18 protein-coding genes are annotated in these 13926 nt (G+C 73.2%); 8 read left to right on the top strand and 10 right to left on the bottom strand.

What is annotated here, in order from left to right; all coding sequences use genetic code 11:
- Positions 1-33: 33 nt before the first annotated feature.
- On the bottom strand, positions 34-1023 hold the full coding sequence (locus K415_RS0114175) for a GlxA family transcriptional regulator (protein ID WP_024287705.1): 990 nt from the start codon (positions 1021-1023) through the stop codon (positions 34-36).
- A gap of 93 nt (positions 1024-1116) precedes the next feature.
- On the opposite strand from K415_RS0114175, the gene K415_RS24065 reads away from it, so the two are divergent.
- Positions 1117-1284: a hypothetical protein gene (locus K415_RS24065; protein WP_155859475.1), complete on the top strand. Its 168-nt coding sequence runs from the start codon at positions 1117-1119 to the stop codon at positions 1282-1284.
- A gap of 104 nt (positions 1285-1388) precedes the next feature.
- On the top strand, positions 1389-1997 hold the full coding sequence (locus K415_RS0114165; RefSeq protein ID WP_024287704.1) for a GDSL-type esterase/lipase family protein: 609 nt from the start codon (positions 1389-1391) through the stop codon (positions 1995-1997).
- 28 nt (positions 1998-2025) lie between these two features.
- Here the strand turns inward: K415_RS0114165 and K415_RS0114160 are convergent, their stop codons facing one another.
- The 3 genes from K415_RS0114160 to K415_RS0114150 form a co-directional block, all read right to left on the bottom strand.
- Positions 2026-2634, bottom strand: coding sequence for a PadR family transcriptional regulator (locus K415_RS0114160; RefSeq protein WP_024287703.1), 609 nt, complete (start codon positions 2632-2634; stop codon positions 2026-2028).
- Positions 2634-3452: a DUF4097 family beta strand repeat-containing protein gene (locus tag K415_RS0114155; RefSeq protein WP_024287702.1), complete on the bottom strand. Its 819-nt coding sequence runs from the start codon at positions 3450-3452 to the stop codon at positions 2634-2636. Before K415_RS0114155 ends, K415_RS0114160 begins: the two co-directional genes overlap by 1 nt.
- Positions 3453-3602: 150 nt before the next feature.
- Positions 3603-4691, bottom strand: coding sequence for a type IV pilus twitching motility protein PilT (locus tag K415_RS0114150; protein WP_024287701.1), 1089 nt, complete (start codon positions 4689-4691; stop codon positions 3603-3605).
- A 185-nt stretch (positions 4692-4876) separates the two neighbouring features.
- Between K415_RS0114150 and K415_RS25165 the strand changes: the two genes are divergently transcribed.
- Positions 4877-4951 (top strand): 50S ribosomal protein bL37, encoded by a 75-nt coding sequence (locus K415_RS25165; protein WP_155859599.1) that lies wholly within the window; start codon positions 4877-4879, stop codon positions 4949-4951.
- Positions 4952-5033: 82 nt separating this feature from the next.
- On the opposite strand, the gene rsrA is transcribed toward K415_RS25165, so the two are convergent.
- Positions 5034-5339 carry a mycothiol system anti-sigma-R factor gene (gene rsrA, locus K415_RS0114145; RefSeq protein ID WP_024287700.1) on the bottom strand — a complete coding sequence of 102 codons (306 nt, stop codon included), beginning with the start codon at positions 5337-5339 and terminating at the stop codon, positions 5034-5036.
- A complete protein-coding gene (locus K415_RS22000; RefSeq protein WP_024287699.1) occupies positions 5336-6121 on the bottom strand; it encodes a sigma-70 family RNA polymerase sigma factor in 786 nt (261 codons plus the stop codon). The genes rsrA and K415_RS22000 overlap by 4 nt, the downstream gene beginning before the upstream one ends.
- 114 nt (positions 6122-6235) lie before the next feature.
- On the opposite strand from K415_RS22000, the gene K415_RS0114135 reads away from it, so the two are divergent.
- The 4 genes from K415_RS0114135 to hisN are packed head-to-tail and all read left to right on the top strand — an operon-like array spanning position 6236 to position 10118.
- Positions 6236-6760, top strand: a complete 525-nt coding sequence (locus tag K415_RS0114135) for a DoxX family membrane protein (protein WP_024287698.1) — start codon at positions 6236-6238, stop codon at positions 6758-6760.
- A gap of 43 nt (positions 6761-6803) precedes the next feature.
- A complete protein-coding gene (gene aroA, locus K415_RS0114130; RefSeq protein ID WP_024287697.1) occupies positions 6804-8165 on the top strand; it encodes a 3-phosphoshikimate 1-carboxyvinyltransferase in 1362 nt (453 codons plus the stop codon).
- Positions 8166-8190: 25 nt separating this feature from the next.
- Complete coding sequence (gene rsgA / locus K415_RS0114125; RefSeq protein ID WP_024287696.1) at positions 8191-9273, top strand: ribosome small subunit-dependent GTPase A; 1083 nt, start codon at positions 8191-8193, stop codon at positions 9271-9273.
- A 41-nt stretch (positions 9274-9314) separates the two neighbouring features.
- A complete protein-coding gene (hisN, locus tag K415_RS0114120) occupies positions 9315-10118 on the top strand; it encodes a histidinol-phosphatase (protein WP_024287695.1) in 804 nt (267 codons plus the stop codon).
- 51 nt (positions 10119-10169) lie between these two features.
- Here the strand turns inward: hisN and K415_RS0114115 are convergent, their stop codons facing one another.
- The 3 genes from K415_RS0114115 to K415_RS0114105 are packed head-to-tail and all read right to left on the bottom strand — an operon-like array spanning position 10170 to position 12702.
- Complete coding sequence (locus K415_RS0114115; protein WP_024287694.1) at positions 10170-10640, bottom strand: hypothetical protein; 471 nt, start codon at positions 10638-10640, stop codon at positions 10170-10172.
- A gap of 5 nt (positions 10641-10645) precedes the next feature.
- Entirely contained in the window at positions 10646-12028 is a 1383-nt protein-coding gene (locus tag K415_RS0114110; RefSeq protein WP_024287693.1) for a hypothetical protein, read from the bottom strand.
- The gene (locus tag K415_RS0114105; protein ID WP_231494902.1) at positions 12025-12702 is read right to left on the bottom strand and encodes a hypothetical protein; all 678 of its coding nucleotides are present in this window, start codon (positions 12700-12702) and stop codon (positions 12025-12027) included. Before K415_RS0114105 ends, K415_RS0114110 begins: the two co-directional genes overlap by 4 nt.
- 256 nt (positions 12703-12958) lie before the next feature.
- Between K415_RS0114105 and K415_RS0114100 the strand changes: the two genes are divergently transcribed.
- On the top strand, positions 12959-13246 hold the full coding sequence (locus K415_RS0114100) for a helix-turn-helix domain-containing protein (protein ID WP_024287691.1): 288 nt from the start codon (positions 12959-12961) through the stop codon (positions 13244-13246).
- Here K415_RS0114100 and K415_RS0114095 read toward each other — a convergent pair.
- Positions 13223-13870 (bottom strand): hypothetical protein, encoded by a 648-nt coding sequence (locus K415_RS0114095; RefSeq protein WP_051480599.1) that lies wholly within the window; start codon positions 13868-13870, stop codon positions 13223-13225. The genes K415_RS0114100 and K415_RS0114095 overlap by 24 nt on opposite strands.
- Positions 13871-13926 lie beyond the last annotated feature (56 nt).

Raw genomic sequence — 13926 nt, 5'->3', positions numbered from 1 at the left:
GGACGGGTCGGGACCGGTCGGTACGAGACGCGGTCAGGACGCAGCGTCGTTCGCGCCGCCGACGTCCGCGCTCGCCTCGTCCACGCAGGCGAACCGCCTGCGGTAAGCCTGCGGGCTGGTGTCCAGGACCCGCGCGAAGTGGTGCCGCAGCGCCGCGGCTCCGCCGAAGCCGGACCGACGACCGACCTCCTCCACGGGCAGGTCGGTGCGTTCGAGCAGCTCCTGGGCACGCAGCAGGCGCTGACGGGCCGTCCAGCCGGCGGGCGTCGTGCCGGTCTCGGCGCGGAACCGCCGCGCGAACGTGCGCTCGGACATCCTGGCCCGGCGTGCCAGGACGGGGACGGTGATCTCGGCCTCGAGGTTCGCCCCGATCCAGGCCAGCACCGGTGCGAGCTCGCCGTCGCCGCTGGGCATGGGCAGGTCGATGTACTGGGCCTGACCCCCGTCGCGATGCGGCGGGACCACCATCCGGCGGGCGATGGCCGCCGCCGCGACCGCGCCGAGCTCGCGCCGGACCAGGTGCAGGCACGCATCGATCCCCGCCGCCGTCCCGGCGCTGGTCACGACGCCGCGGTCCTCCACGTACAGCACGGCCGGGTCGACGTCGGCCTGCGGGTGCCGACGGGCGAGCGCGTCGGTGTGCATCCAGTGCGTCGTGCACCGCCGCCCGTCGAGCAGCCCGGCCCGACCGAGCGCGAACGCGCCGCTGCACACGCTGAGCAGCCAGGCGCCCCGCGCCTCGGCGTCGCGCAGGATGTCGAGGACCACCTCGGACACCTCGACGTCGTCCCCGTAGGCGGGGACCACGACGAGGTCGACGCCGGCAGCGGCGTCCAGCCCGCGGTGGACCACCAGGTCGAAGTCCGCCTTGGCCGCGACGACGCCCGGCACCTCGGTGCACACCCGGAAGTCGAACACCGGCCCACCGGTGTCCCGGCGGTCGATACCGAACACCTCGCAGACCACCCCGAGCTCGAAGGGGGCGACACCAGGCAGCACGATCACAGCGACGGAGTCGAGCATCCGAGGAGTCTCGCACGCGACTGGCAGGAAGTCGATGGATACTGGCACATCAGCCAATGGTGGCGGAGAGGCAACGGTCCGAGACTTTGTGCCATGCCCGTCGTCGACCTGGCCCTCCTGACGCTCCCCGTGATCGCTCTGGCGGCACTGGTCCTCGTCGTCGTGCGGTCCGTCCGGGCCGACGGCCGCGGGCACCGGTCCCCGCCGCCCTCGCACCTGCCCTGGTCCAGCGGGACGCCGTTCGAGCCGCTCGAGCGCTGACCGGTCGCACCCCGCGCGGGCCGCGACGCGCGTCGGTGCCGCAGCAAGAGCCCACCGTCAGGGAGACTGGCAGTCAGCAACCCGCTGAACTGCAGGAGGACCTGGTGACGGACCGCGCACTGCGCATCTGCGTCATCGGCGACGAGCTCGTCGCCGGCGTCGGCGACCCCAAGGCCCTCGGCTGGGTCGGCCGGGTGACCGCACGTACTCCCCTCACCCCGGCCCCGCTCGTGATGACCCTCGCGGTGCCGCAGGAGACGACCACGGCACTCAGCGCACGCTGGGAGGCCGAGACCTCCCCGCGCTTCGGCCCCCAGGCAGCCGACGGCGAGCACCACCTCGTCATCGGACTGGGCAGCGCGGACCTCGAGGTGGGGATGTCCCTGGCCCGCAGTCGGCTCAACCTGGCCAACATCCTCGACGTCGCGGAGTCCCTGCGGCTCGCCACCTTCGTGGTCGGGCCGCCGCCGGGCGACCGGGGCGACCCGGACCAGCAGGCGGAGCTGTCCGCGGCCTTCGCCGACGTCGCCCAGCGCCGACGGGTGCCCTACGTCGAGACCTACGCACCGCTGGCCCGCCACGAGCAGTGGCTCGCCGACCTCGCGAGCGGGGACGGGCACACCCCGGGTCAAGCCGGCTACGGCCTGATGGCGTGGCTCGTGCTGCACACCGGCTGGCAGCGCTGGCTCGGCCTGCCGGACGACGCCGTCTGAGCGCCGCGCCCACGACGCGATCGGAGCGTCAGGGCCGCAGCGTCGCGCGAACGGCCGTGAGCGCGCTGTCCAGCACCGTCCGCACCGTGTCGACGGTGAGCTGCTCGATCGCACCCTGCGCCTCGGCCCGGCGAAGGTCGGCCCGCAGCTCGTCCCGGAACCGGTGCAGCAGCACCTCCGCCTCGGCCCGGCGCAGGTGCGCCTGTCCGCGTGCCTCGGCCGCCGGTGACGTCGTCGGCACCGCGGAGGCCCGTGCCTGCTGGGCGGCCGCAGCAAGGTCGGCCCGCAGCCCGGCCATGGAACCGCGGACGTCGTCGCGCACCGCCGCTGCGAGGCTCCGTACCGTCTCTGCGAGCCCTTCCTCCAGGGCGGCGAGGTCGTCGCTGCGCGCCGCGAGCTCGAGACGTCCGGCGTCGGTCAGCGCGTAGGTGCCCTTGCGGCCGTCGTCGGAGCGCCGGACCAGCCCCTCCTCCTCGAGCCGCGCCAGGCGCGGGTAGACCGTCCCGGGACTCGGCCGGTAGGTGCCACCGAAGCGGTCCGACAGCGCAGTGATCAGCTCGTAGCCGTGCTTGGGGCCCGAGTCGAGCAGCGACAGCAGGTACAGCCGCAGCTGTCCGTGGGCGAAGACCGGCGACATCAGGCGACCCCGCCTGCGTGGACCGCGTCGCGGAGCACCGTGAGATGACCCGAGACGGTCTTGACCGCGATCCGGCACGCGCCGTCCCCGGTGACCATGTCGACCGAACCGCGGATCGGACCCTCACCCCTGCGCTCCAGACCGTCCACGACGACCCGGCCCGAGACGCTGCGGGCGGACACCGTGACGCCGAGATCGGCCGGCAGCCGCACGGTGACGTCTCCGGACACGGTCTGCGCGGTCACGCCCACAGCTCTCGTCGCGTCGAGGGTCACGGTGCCGGCGACGGTGGTCACGGCGGCCTGGGTGAAGGCCCCGTGCGCGGTCACGGCACCCGAGACGGAGTTCGACCGCAGGTCACCGGTGTGGTTGCGGGCAGCGACGTCACCGGACACCGCGTTGGTCGTGAGCGTGCCGCAGGTCCCGTCCGTGACGACGGAGCCGGAGACCGTCGAGACCGATGCGCTCTGCACGATGTTCGCCAGCAGGCCCTCGGCGCTGAGCGTCGCGAGCTTGACGGCGACGTCCCGGTGCACGGCGATGTGCACGTCGGCGGCGTCCTTGGCCTGGACGTTGCGGAACTTGTCGAGGAACCCCTCCCAGCCGCTGAGGGTGAAGCTGTAGCCCACCCGCAGCTCGCCGTTCTCGAGGCCTACCTCGAGCGGCCGTCCGTCGACCCGGTGCACCTCGATCCGGGCACCCGGCTCGTCCCGGCCGACGACGTCGACCCGGCCGCCGATGAGTGCGACCCGGACGTCACGGACATCGTCGACCTCGATGATCTGCGGGCCGGCGACGACCCAGGACTCACCTTCCACAACAGCCTCCACAAGTCGAGATATATCGCGTCCTAGAACACGATATATCTCGAGTTGAGCCGACGCAAGGGCGGGTGTGCCGCAGGCCGGCGGACCCGCGCACGTGCACGGCTTCGGCGCCGCACGGTGCTCAGGCGACGGCTCAGGCGCTCAGTGCGCGATCCCCGCGCCGCGCAGCTCGACCGTCAGGTCCTGCGGGTTGCTCGCGACCGAGCAGGCGTCCTCGTAGGTCACGATCCCGTCCCGGACCAGCTGGAACAGGTGCTGGTCGAAGGTCTGCATCTTGTAGTACTCGCCCTCGGCGATGAGGTCCGCGAGCGGCGGGGAGTTGTACGGGTCGAGGATCGCCTCGGCGGTGCGACCGGTGTTGACCAGGACCTCGACGACCGCGACCCGGCCCGAGCCGTCGTGCCGGCGGACCAGGCGCTGGGAGATGACGCCGCGCAGCGCCTGGGCGAGCGCACCGCGGATCTGCTTCTGCTCGTGCGGCGGGAAGAAGTCGACGATGCGGTTGATCGTCTCCTGGGCGTCGATCGTGTGCAGTGTGGACAGCACCAGGTGGCCGGTCTCGGCCGCCGACAGCGCCGCACGGACGGTCTCGACGTCGCGCATCTCGCCGACCAGGATGACGTCCGGGTCCTGCCGCATCACAGCACGCAGCGCGGCGGTGAAGTCAGCCGTGTCGTAGCGGACCTCGCGCTGGGAGATGATCGACTTCTTGTCGCGGTGCAGGATCTCGATCGGGTCCTCGATCGTGACGATGTTGACCTCTTTGTAGGTGTTGATGAGGTCGACCATCGAGGCGAGGCTCGTCGTCTTGCCGGATCCCGTCGGGCCGGTGACCAGCACGAGGCCACGCGGCTCGAGCGCCAGCTCGCCGACGACGCCCGGCAGGCCGAGCTCCTCGATGGTCTGCGCGCCGACGGAGACGCGCCGGAAGACCAGGGCGAGCGTGCCGCGTGCCTGGTAGGTGTTGACGCGGAACCGTCCGACACCGCTGAGCGAGTACGCGAAGTCCGCCTCGTGGGTCCGGTCGAACTCCTCGCGCAGCTCGGCCGGGAGCACCTCAGCGACCATGGCGCGGGTGTCCTCCGGACGCAGCTCCGGCACCTGCAGCCTGCGTAGCCTGCCGTCGACCCGCAGACGCGGGCTCGAGCCGACCTTGCAGTGCAGGTCCGAGCCGCCACTGCTGGCCAGGGCGTGCAGGAGCGGGATGACGGACTGAGGCTGAGCGGTCACTCTCAGATGATCGGGCGTCGGACGCCCGGACTTGAACGAATTGCGCGGATCGGACCCGGAGTCCCGTCCGGCCTCTCGCCCGGGACCCGGTCCCGCCGGACCGGTGCGCACCGAGGGGTCGGGGTGTGGGACCATGGACGCCGCCGACGGGAGCACTCCCTGGCGGATCAGAGCAAGGAGCATTCATGAGCAAGCGCGGTCGTAAGCGCCGCTCCCGCAAGGGCAGCGCCGCGAATCACGGCAACCGTCCCAACGCGTGAGTCGTCGGCGGTGGGTACCGCAGGGTCCCACCGCCCGACTCTCGTCGGACGGACGGTCGGACGGACGACGGACGCAGCCTGCTCAGCCGCGGTCCTGGACCTCGCCCCGAAGAACCGTCAGCTGCTGACGGATCCGTAGGTGCAGCTCGGTCGGCGCGACGTCGTGGCAGGAACGACGCACCAGGCTCTTGAGATGCTGCTCGATGTCGTACTCGCCCAGGCACGGCTCGCAGTCCGCGAGGTGCTGCCGGATCCGGTCCCCGTCGAGCTCGTCCACCTCGGCGTCCAGGAACTCGAAGAGCCGGGACAGCGCCTCGGAGCAGTCGGCCGGAACGGAGCCGTCGGCCGAACCGCCGTCGGCCGGCCCCGGTCGCGTCGCATCGGTCATGATCCGGCTCCCTCGGCCGGCACGAGACCGCGCTCGCGCGCGTAGTCGGTCAGGAGCTCACGCAGCTGGTGACGCCCGCGGTGCAGCCGCGACATCACGGTTCCGATGGGTGTTCCCATGATCTCGGCGATCTCCTTGTACGCGAATCCCTCGACATCAGCGAGGTACACGGCGATCCGGAAGTCCTCCCCGATGGCCTGCAGGGCTTCCTTGACGTCCGAGTCGGGCAGGTTGTCGAGCGCCTCCGCCTCAGCCGAACGCAGGCCGGACGAGGTGTGCGAGGCAGCTCGGGCGATCTGCCAGTCCTCGATGTCCTCGGCCGCGGACTGCAGGGGTTCGCGCTGCTTCTTGCGGTAGGTGTTGATGAACGTGTTCGTCAGGATCCGGTAGAGCCACGCCTTGAGGTTCGTGCCCGGCCGGTACTGGTGGAAGGCCGCGAAGGCCTTCGCGATCGTCTCCTGGACCAGGTCCTCGGCGTCCGCGGGGTTGCGTGTCATCCGGAGCGCGGCCGAGTACAGCTGGTCGACGTAGACCAGTGCGTCCGTCTCGAACCGGGTGACGCGGGCGGCGGCGTCCTCGGCCGACGGCGCGCGGTTGGTGTCCTCAGTCATCACCTGTGAGCCTAGCCCTCGCGCACCCGACGTCGACGGTCGTGCCGGCGACCCGCGGAGCACACCCCACGGTGTGGCCGTCGCCCGGCTCGCGGCCCTGCCGATGCCCCCGACGACGCCAGGCTCGGCGACGTCCGACGGCAGGCACGGGGCCAGCAGGGACAGGCTCATGCGAGGGTGAACGCCGTGACCACGCCGCTCCATTCCCGCCGGATCGTCGAACTGCCGCGCCCTGTGGCTGCCGAGGCGTTAGCGTGCAGTCAGGTCGAGGAAAGGGAGCCACCGATGCTGGTCCGTCGGATCGCCAGGCCACTGTTCGCCGCGTGGTTCGTCGCGGAGGGGGTCGACGCCGCTCGGCGACCGCAGACGCACGTGCATCATGCCGAGACCACTTGGCGCCAGCTCGCGGCTCGCGCATCGATACCCGCGCCGCCACCGACGGCCCGGATGCGGACGCTCGTCCGCGCGCACGGTGTCACCACGGCCGTCGCCGGCCTCATGCTCGCGAGCGGCAAGGCCCCGCGCGCCGCAGCGCTGGCACTCGCGGCGCTCGCCGTGCCGCTCGCCGTCGTGAACCACCCCTTCGGCAGGGACCGGGCCGAGTACCGCGAGCGGTTCCTGAGGAACCTGTCGATGATCGGTGGGGCCCTGATCGTCGGACTCGATCGTGAGGGTCGGCCGGGCGTCGCCTGGCGGGTCGAGCATGCCAAGGTCGACCGGGCGGCCGCGAAGCACGCCAAGGAGACCCTCACCGAGGCTGCGCGCGCGGCACGGGCCGACCTGCGGCACGCGCGGCGCGCATCGGCCTGAGGCTCCGGCGGGACGGGCCCCGACGCCCGGTAACCTCGGACACATGTCGTCCGAGCACCTGAGGCCCCTGAGCACCGACCCGGCACCTGCTGTGCCCACCGGCGCACGGGTGTCACCTGACTGGCCCGCTCCGCTCGCCGGCAGCCGGCCGCTGGATGCCGTGGTCGAGGTCCCGGGCTCCAAGTCGTTGACCAACCGCTACCTCGTGCTCGCGGCCCTCGCCGACGGGCCGGGCCGGCTCCGCGGAGCGCTGGCCTCCCGCGACACGCTGCTGATGGCGCGGGCCCTCGAGCACCTCGGCGCGACAGTGCTCCGGGACGGGACCGACTGGTCGGTCGAACCGCTGACCGGGCTCGGCTCCGCACGCCTGCCGAGCGCGCCGGTCGACATCGACTGCGGCCTCGCCGGGACCGTCATGCGCTTCCTGCCGCCGGTGGCTGCCCTGCTCGGCCGTCCGGTCCGGTTCGACGGTGACGAGCAGGCCCGCGCCCGCCCGATGGGTCCGGTCCTGCAGGCCCTGCGCGACCTCGGCGCCGACGTGTCCGACGACGGACGTGGCACCCTGCCGTTCACTGTCACCGGGACCGGCTCCCTGGACGGTGGCCTGGTCGACGTCGACGCGAGCGGGTCCTCCCAGTTCATCTCCGGACTCCTGCTCGCGGCGGCGCGCTTCGAGCGCGGTGTGACCCTGCGGCACACCGGACGGACCCTGCCGAGCCTGCCGCACATCGAGATGACCGTCGCGGTGCTGCGCGCTGCCGGCGTGCACGTGGACGACTCGCGGCCGGACATCTGGCAGGTCAGCCCCGGACCGGTGGCCGCGCGCGACGTCCGGGTCGAGCCCGACCTGTCCAACGCCGCGCCCTTCCTGTGCGCTGCCCTGGTCGCCGGCGGAACCGTCCGGGTGCCGGGCTGGCCCCGACGGACCACCCAGCCGGGCGCGCTCCTGCCCGACCTGCTGGCCTCGATGGGCGCGCGGTGCGAGCTCGACGGCGACGTCCTGGCAGTCAGCGGTACCGGTGCGGTGCACGGCATCGACGTCGACCTCAAGGCGGCCGGTGAGCTCGCACCGACAGTCGCCGCCCTGGCGACGCTCGCGGACTCCCCCACCCGCCTGCGCGGCATCGGCCACATCAGGGGTCACGAGACCGACCGGCTCGCCGCTCTGGCGACCGAGATCACCCGCCTCGGCGGGCAGGTGGAGCAGACCGCCGACGGCCTGGTGATCACACCTCGACCGCTGCACGGCGGCCGCTTCGAGACCTACCACGACCACCGGATGGCGACCGCCGGAGCGCTGATCGGTCTGCGCGTACCGGGTGTCACGGTGGTCGACATCGCCACGACGGCCAAGACCCTGCCGGACTTCGTGGCCATGTGGACCGCGATGCTGGCCCGCCGATGAGCACCCGGGCGAGCGTGGTGCGGCGATGAGTCGCCAGGACTCCAGCAGGTACGACGAGCGGGACGTCCGGACCCGCCCGAACCCGCACGGCTCACGCCCCCGCACCAAGCAGCGACCGGGTCACGAGGACGCCGACCACGGGCTCGTCACCGGCGTCGACCGCGGCCGCTACACGCTCCTGGTCGCACCCGACAGCCCCGACGAGCGGATCGTCACGGCGATGAAGGCCCGCGAGCTCGGTCGTGACCGCGTCGTGTGCGGGGACCTGGTCGACGTCGTCGGCGACACCAGCGGTCACACGGGCTCGCTCGCGCGCATCGTACGGATCACCCCGCGGCGGACCCTGCTGCGGCGCACCGCCGACGACACGGACCCGGTCGAGCGCGTGATCGTCGCCAACGCCCACCAGCTCGTGATCGTCACCGCGCTGGCCGATCCGGAACCCCGGACGCGCATGATCGACAGGTGTGTCGTCGCCGCCTACGACGCCGGCATGGACGCGTTGCTGTGCCTGACCAAGGCGGACCTCGCCGACCCGGCCGAGCTCGTGGCGATGTACGCGCCGATCGGCGTCGACGTCGTCGTCACCTCGCTGCCCGGCGGTTCGGGCGGTGACCTCGGCCGGGGCTCGGGAGCCGCACGCCAGATCAACGGGCTCGACGACCTGCGGGGGCGCCTGGCGGGGCGGACGTCGGTGCTCGTGGGCCACTCGGGCGTCGGGAAGTCGACGCTGGTCAACACGCTCGTCCCGGACGCCGCGCGTGCGACCGGCGTGGTCAACGACGTGACGGGGCGTGGCCGGCACACGTCGTCCTCGGCCGTGGCCCTCCGGCTGCCCGACCACAGCGGGTGGGTGATCGACACCCCAGGGGTCCGGTCGTTCGGGCTCGCGCACGTCCAGGTGGACAGCCTGCTCGCGGCCTTCGGCGACCTGGCAGCCGTCGCGACCGAGCTGTGCCCGCGCGGGTGCACGCACGCCGCCGACGCGCCGGACTGCGCCCTGGACGACTGGGTCGCGCAGGCGGCTCCGGATCAGCTCGACGCCAGGGCTGCCAGGGTCGACTCGATGCGTCGGCTGCTCTCCGCACGGACGGCAGACACCCTCTGAGCGTCCCCCGGCCCGACCCCACCGGACGATAGGTTGCAGCCATGACCGTGCGTTCCGGGTACGACGACGACCTCCGCCTCGCCCACGTGATCGCCGACCAGGTCGACTCGATGACCATGTCCCGGTTCCGCGCCCAGGACCTGGTGGTCGAGACGAAGCCGGACACCACGCCGGTCACCGACGCCGACCGGTACGCCGAGGAGATCGTCAGGTCCCAGCTCGCCAGGACCAGGCCGCGCGACGCCGTGATGGGCGAGGAGCTGCCGGACACCGGGCACGGCCCGCGGCAGTGGGTCATCGACCCGATCGACGGGACCAAGAACTTCGTCCGCGGGGTGCCGGTCTGGGCGACCCTGATCGCCCTGATCGACGCCGGCCAGGTCGTGCTCGGCCTGGTCAGCGCACCCGCACTGGGTCGCCGCTGGTGGGCAGCGAACGGGTCCGGGGCGTGGACCGGCAAGTCGCTCGCGGCCGCGAGCCGGCTGCAGGTCTCCCAGGTCGACCGGCTCGAGGACGCGTCACTGTCCTACTCGAGCCTGAGCGGCTGGGAGGACCAGGGTCGCCTCGACGTGTTCCTCGACCTGACCCGTTCGGTGTGGCGCACCCGAGGCTACGGCGACTTCTGGTCGTATGTGCTCGTTGCCGAGGGGGCCGTCGACATCGCGGCCGAGCCGGAGCTGGCCCTGCACGACATGGCCGCGCTGGTGCCCATCGTGACGGAGGCGGGCGGCACGTTCACCTCGGTCAGTGGCGTCCCGGGCCCGTTCGGGGGCTCGGCGCTGGTGACGAACGGCCTCCTGCACGACCAGGTCCTCGCGCTGCTCGCACCCACCGTCGAGCAGTGACCGGCGCGGCGACGGCCTGACCGGAGCGCGGCCTGACCGGAGCGCGTCGGCTCAGCCGCGGGCCATCTTGGCTGCTAGCCGGCCCAGCTCGCTCACGTCGTACCAGAGCATGTCGCGTTCGGCCAGGTGCTCGGCCGCCTCCATGTCTCCGGCGAGGGCCGCCACGATGTCGGGCTCCGCGGCGATCTCGTCGACGTGTGCGCACGCGACGTCGTCCCAGCCGATCGAGGTCGTCAGCCGGACCGCGCTCGGCGCATGATCCTCGTCCGCGTCGATCGACTCCACCACGGCCTCCGGCACATCGGCAGCCACCACGACGCGGCGCCGGGACCCGGCAGGGGCACCGTCGAGGCGTTCGAGGCTCGCATCGGCCGCGAGGAGCTGGGCCGCGTACTCCAGGCCCTCCTCGTCCTCCTCTGGCAGCGCGGCACGCAGCGCGGCCGTCACGGCATGCACGACCCTCGGGCCGAGGCCGCCCTTGGCACCGAGCTCGGACACGGTGGACGGCAGGTAGATGCGCACAGTGATCAGTGTGCCCCCACGCCGGTGCGGACGGGTGCGATCACGCCGGCGAGTGCCGCGACGGCGCGGCGCGCCGGTGAGGCCGGGGCGTGCTCGCGCAGGGTGCGCGCGGCGAGGACGGCGCCGTCGCACGCGGCGCGGTCCTCCGGGACGAGGTGCGCGTCGGTCACGCCGGCGTACCGCAGCAGCGCGTCGCGGATCGCCGCACCCGGGTGCGGTCCGCTCGCGGACGCCCGAACCCGGTTGACGACCACGTACCGACCGAACGACGGCACCCCGGCGTCGGTCAGGTCGCCCAGGCCACGCACGAGGCGCTGGAGCCCGATCGGGTCCCCGCCGCCGACCACGACGACGACATCCGCCTCCGCCAGCGCCGACAGGGTTGCTGCGTTGCGGTGCGGAGCCCGCGTGTCGTAGCTCAGGACCTCGTCCTGCTCGAGGCCGAACCCGCAGTCCACGACGGTCCACGCCGCGAGGTCACGCGCAGCCGCCCACACCACCTCGAGGCTCGACGCCGAGACCTCCGGCCATCGGGCCGCTCGGCTGATCCCGGTCAGCACCCGTAGGCCACCGTCCAGCATCGGCGTGAGCCCCGCGAGGGCGACCGCGTCGAGCCGGCCTGTCCCAGCCGCCCGAGCAGCCGCTGCGATGCCCGGTGCCTCGTCGAGCAGGCCGAGCATCTGTGCAACCGTCCCGCCGTAGGTGTCCGCGTCGACGATCAGCGCACCCCCGGCGCCGCCGGGACGCGCTGCGAGCTCCGCGGCCAGGTTGAGGGCGACGGTGGTCCGCCCCGGTGCCCCGGTCGGTCCCCACACCGCGATCACCACGCCGGGCTGTCGGGACGCAGCGTCCGGCTCGCAGGCCGGATCCGCCGTGCCGCCCGCACCGGGTGACCCTGCAGCGGCTGCCGGGCGTCCCGCGCGAGCACCGGGTGCGGCCGGCGCCGGGTCGCCGGGCGTCGCGCCCTCCTGGTGGTCCGGCGCCGCTCCGGGCTCGACCGTCAGCCCACCGGGACGCACGCCCCGCTGGGCCGCGTCGATCACCGCAGACACCGCTCCGGCCACTGTCTGCTCGGTGTCGGGACCCTCCAGGACCACGTCGACGCCGAGCAGCCGCAACCGCGCACCCTGCCAGCCGCGGTGCTGATCGGCGAGCGCGACGACCCACACCCCGGAGCCGTGCAGGTGGTTGACCGCCTCGCGGTCGAGTCCGGGCAGGTCGGCGGACAGCACGGCGACCTGTCCGAGACCCGCGGCGGCCGAGGCGAGGAGCTCGGCGAGATCGGCACACCGACGCGTGACCTCGAGCTGCCCACCGCCGGCTCCGATGCCACGCACGACGGCGGTCTCGGCTGCGCCGCGGACGGCGCACAGCACGCCGGTCGTCACGACTGCGGTGCGCCGGGCACGTGCACCACCTCGACCGACCCGTCGGCAGCCAGAGCGGTCAGGAGGGCCGGCAGCTGGTCGACCGGGACCAGGACGTGCACCGTCATCGCTGCGCCGACGACAAGGGCACCGCCTGGCTCGGAGACCTCCGCGACGGTCAGCCCGGCGGCGAGCTGGCGTGGCCCGGCTGCCGGTACTGCGGTGTCCGTCACCGCTGTCGACCCGTCGGCCGCACCGCCGGAGCCCTCGGTGTACGGCCCGTCGGGCGCCGGGACGAACCAGAGGTCGACTGTCGAACCCTCGACGACTGCGCTGGTCAGCGGTGCGCTCGGCGTGATGGCCACGGGTCGGACGTCGAGGTCGCTGCCGCGGGCGACGGCCGACAGCGGGACGATCTCCCCGTCGCCGACGGTGCGCGTCGTCACCAGGTCCACCGGCAGGTCCTCGTCGGCACGCAGGTAGCGGTCGAGGCCCTCCTGCAGTCGGACCTCGCGGACCAGGAGCCGGTCGACCTGGACCGGCTCACCTGCCACCAGGGGACCGTCGGCGACGTACACGGGCGTCGTCCGGCCGGCCGCCGAGACCAGCCCTGAGCCGAGCGCGACGGAGGCTCCGATCAGGACGATGCCGAGGAGCAGGCGCGGGTCCCGCCACCCGGGCCTCCTCAGGCGCATGGCCGGAGGGCTGGGCGGGCTGGGGGCGTGCTGCACCGTGGCCATGTCCGTCTACCGCCCCCTGCTGCCCCGTCGGGGCGCGTGTGCGGGCCCGCAGCGCACTGCGTCGCCGCTCGGCCCCGGTCGATGTGTCCGCATCGTGCCGTTCCGGCCGATGTGCCCCACATCATGCCGGTAGTGCGGGGCTCGTGACGACCTGGGCGCCCACCCGTGTGGACAACCACCCTGCGCGCGGGGCTCGTGCCAGACTTCGGCCATGGCCGCTCGATTCCTCACCCTGGCTGACGTCACCGAGGTGCTGAACATCTCCGCCGCCCAGGCCTACGCCCTGGTGCGCAGCGGCGAGCTCCCGGCGATCCAGATCGGCCCACGGGCTATCTGGCGCATCGAGGCCACCGAGCTCGAGGCCTACATCCAGCGGCTGTACGCGCAGTCGCGGTCCAGGGTCGGTGGCGGGCCGGGCGCACCGGCGCAGGCCGTGCGGCCGCGCGACCTCGGCGGCGTCGACGAGCACCAGCCCTCAGACGCTGCTCACCAGCTCTAGCCCGGCAAAGGCGATCGCCTGCCGAGTGCCGGTCGTGCGGCCCGAGTCGTCCAGGGTCGCCGCAAGGTCGAAGTGATCGGCGCCGACCGCGTCGATCCGGCCGAGCGTCGTCGCGGCCAGGGTCACGACCTGGACTATGCTCCGGTCCCGGGCGATCGCACGCAGCGCGTGACCGAGACCCAGCCGACGCAGGGCGACGGCCTCCGGCGGCGCGGCTCCGTCCCGAAGACCCGCGACACCCACCACCGCCCAGGCCGGGACGAGGTGCTCACGGGACCCGTCCACGACCAGGAGCCACGCCGACCCGACGTCGGTCAGGACGCCGCTCACGCGCGCACCTGTGCGCACCACGACCGTGACGACAGCACCCTGGCTACCGCGTAGCCGGTCGACGAGCAGCACCGTCGCGCGCTCGGCGCGGGTCAGCTCGGACACCTCGAGGGCGCGGTCCTGGACCGCAGCGGCGCCCAGCTGCGCCTCGAGATCGGCGAACAACCCGTCCCAGCGCACCCGCACACCGTAGCCGCGTGCACCAGCACCACGGGCCGGGCGGGCCGCGACGGCACTGCCCGACGACCACCGCAACGCCCCGTCCACAGGCAGCCACCAGATCGCCCCGTCCACAGGCAGCCACCGTGTCTGGACAGATCGCGCCCTATCCATCAGTATCTAGCAACATC

It is taken from the genome of Cellulomonas sp. KRMCY2 (genome assembly GCF_000526515.1).
Lineage (GTDB): Bacteria > Actinomycetota > Actinomycetes > Actinomycetales > Cellulomonadaceae > Actinotalea.
The sequence above is the reverse complement of the archived record's forward strand: the minus strand, read 5'-3'. Positions and strand labels throughout refer to the sequence as shown.

Excerpts from the sequence above, each read along its gene's own strand:
- K415_RS0114175 (WP_024287705.1), bottom strand. The coding sequence starts at position 1,023 with ATGCTCGACTCCGTCGCTGTGATCGTGCTGCCTGGTGTCGCCCCCTTC.
- K415_RS24065 (WP_155859475.1), top strand. The coding sequence starts at position 1,117 with ATGCCCGTCGTCGACCTGGCCCTCCTGACGCTCCCCGTGATCGCTCTG.
- K415_RS0114160 (WP_024287703.1), bottom strand. The coding sequence starts at position 2,634 with ATGTCGCCGGTCTTCGCCCACGGACAGCTGCGGCTGTACCTGCTGTCG.
- rsrA (WP_024287700.1), bottom strand. The coding sequence starts at position 5,339 with ATGACCGATGCGACGCGACCGGGGCCGGCCGACGGCGGTTCGGCCGAC.
- K415_RS22000 (WP_024287699.1), bottom strand. The coding sequence starts at position 6,121 with ATGAGCCTGTCCCTGCTGGCCCCGTGCCTGCCGTCGGACGTCGCCGAG.
- K415_RS0114135 (WP_024287698.1), top strand. The coding sequence starts at position 6,236 with ATGCTGGTCCGTCGGATCGCCAGGCCACTGTTCGCCGCGTGGTTCGTC.
- aroA (WP_024287697.1), top strand. The coding sequence starts at position 6,804 with ATGTCGTCCGAGCACCTGAGGCCCCTGAGCACCGACCCGGCACCTGCT.
- rsgA (WP_024287696.1), top strand. The coding sequence starts at position 8,191 with ATGAGTCGCCAGGACTCCAGCAGGTACGACGAGCGGGACGTCCGGACC.
- hisN (WP_024287695.1), top strand. The coding sequence starts at position 9,315 with ATGACCGTGCGTTCCGGGTACGACGACGACCTCCGCCTCGCCCACGTG.
- K415_RS0114105 (WP_231494902.1), bottom strand. The coding sequence starts at position 12,702 with ATGCGCCTGAGGAGGCCCGGGTGGCGGGACCCGCGCCTGCTCCTCGGC.
- K415_RS0114100 (WP_024287691.1), top strand. The coding sequence starts at position 12,959 with ATGGCCGCTCGATTCCTCACCCTGGCTGACGTCACCGAGGTGCTGAAC.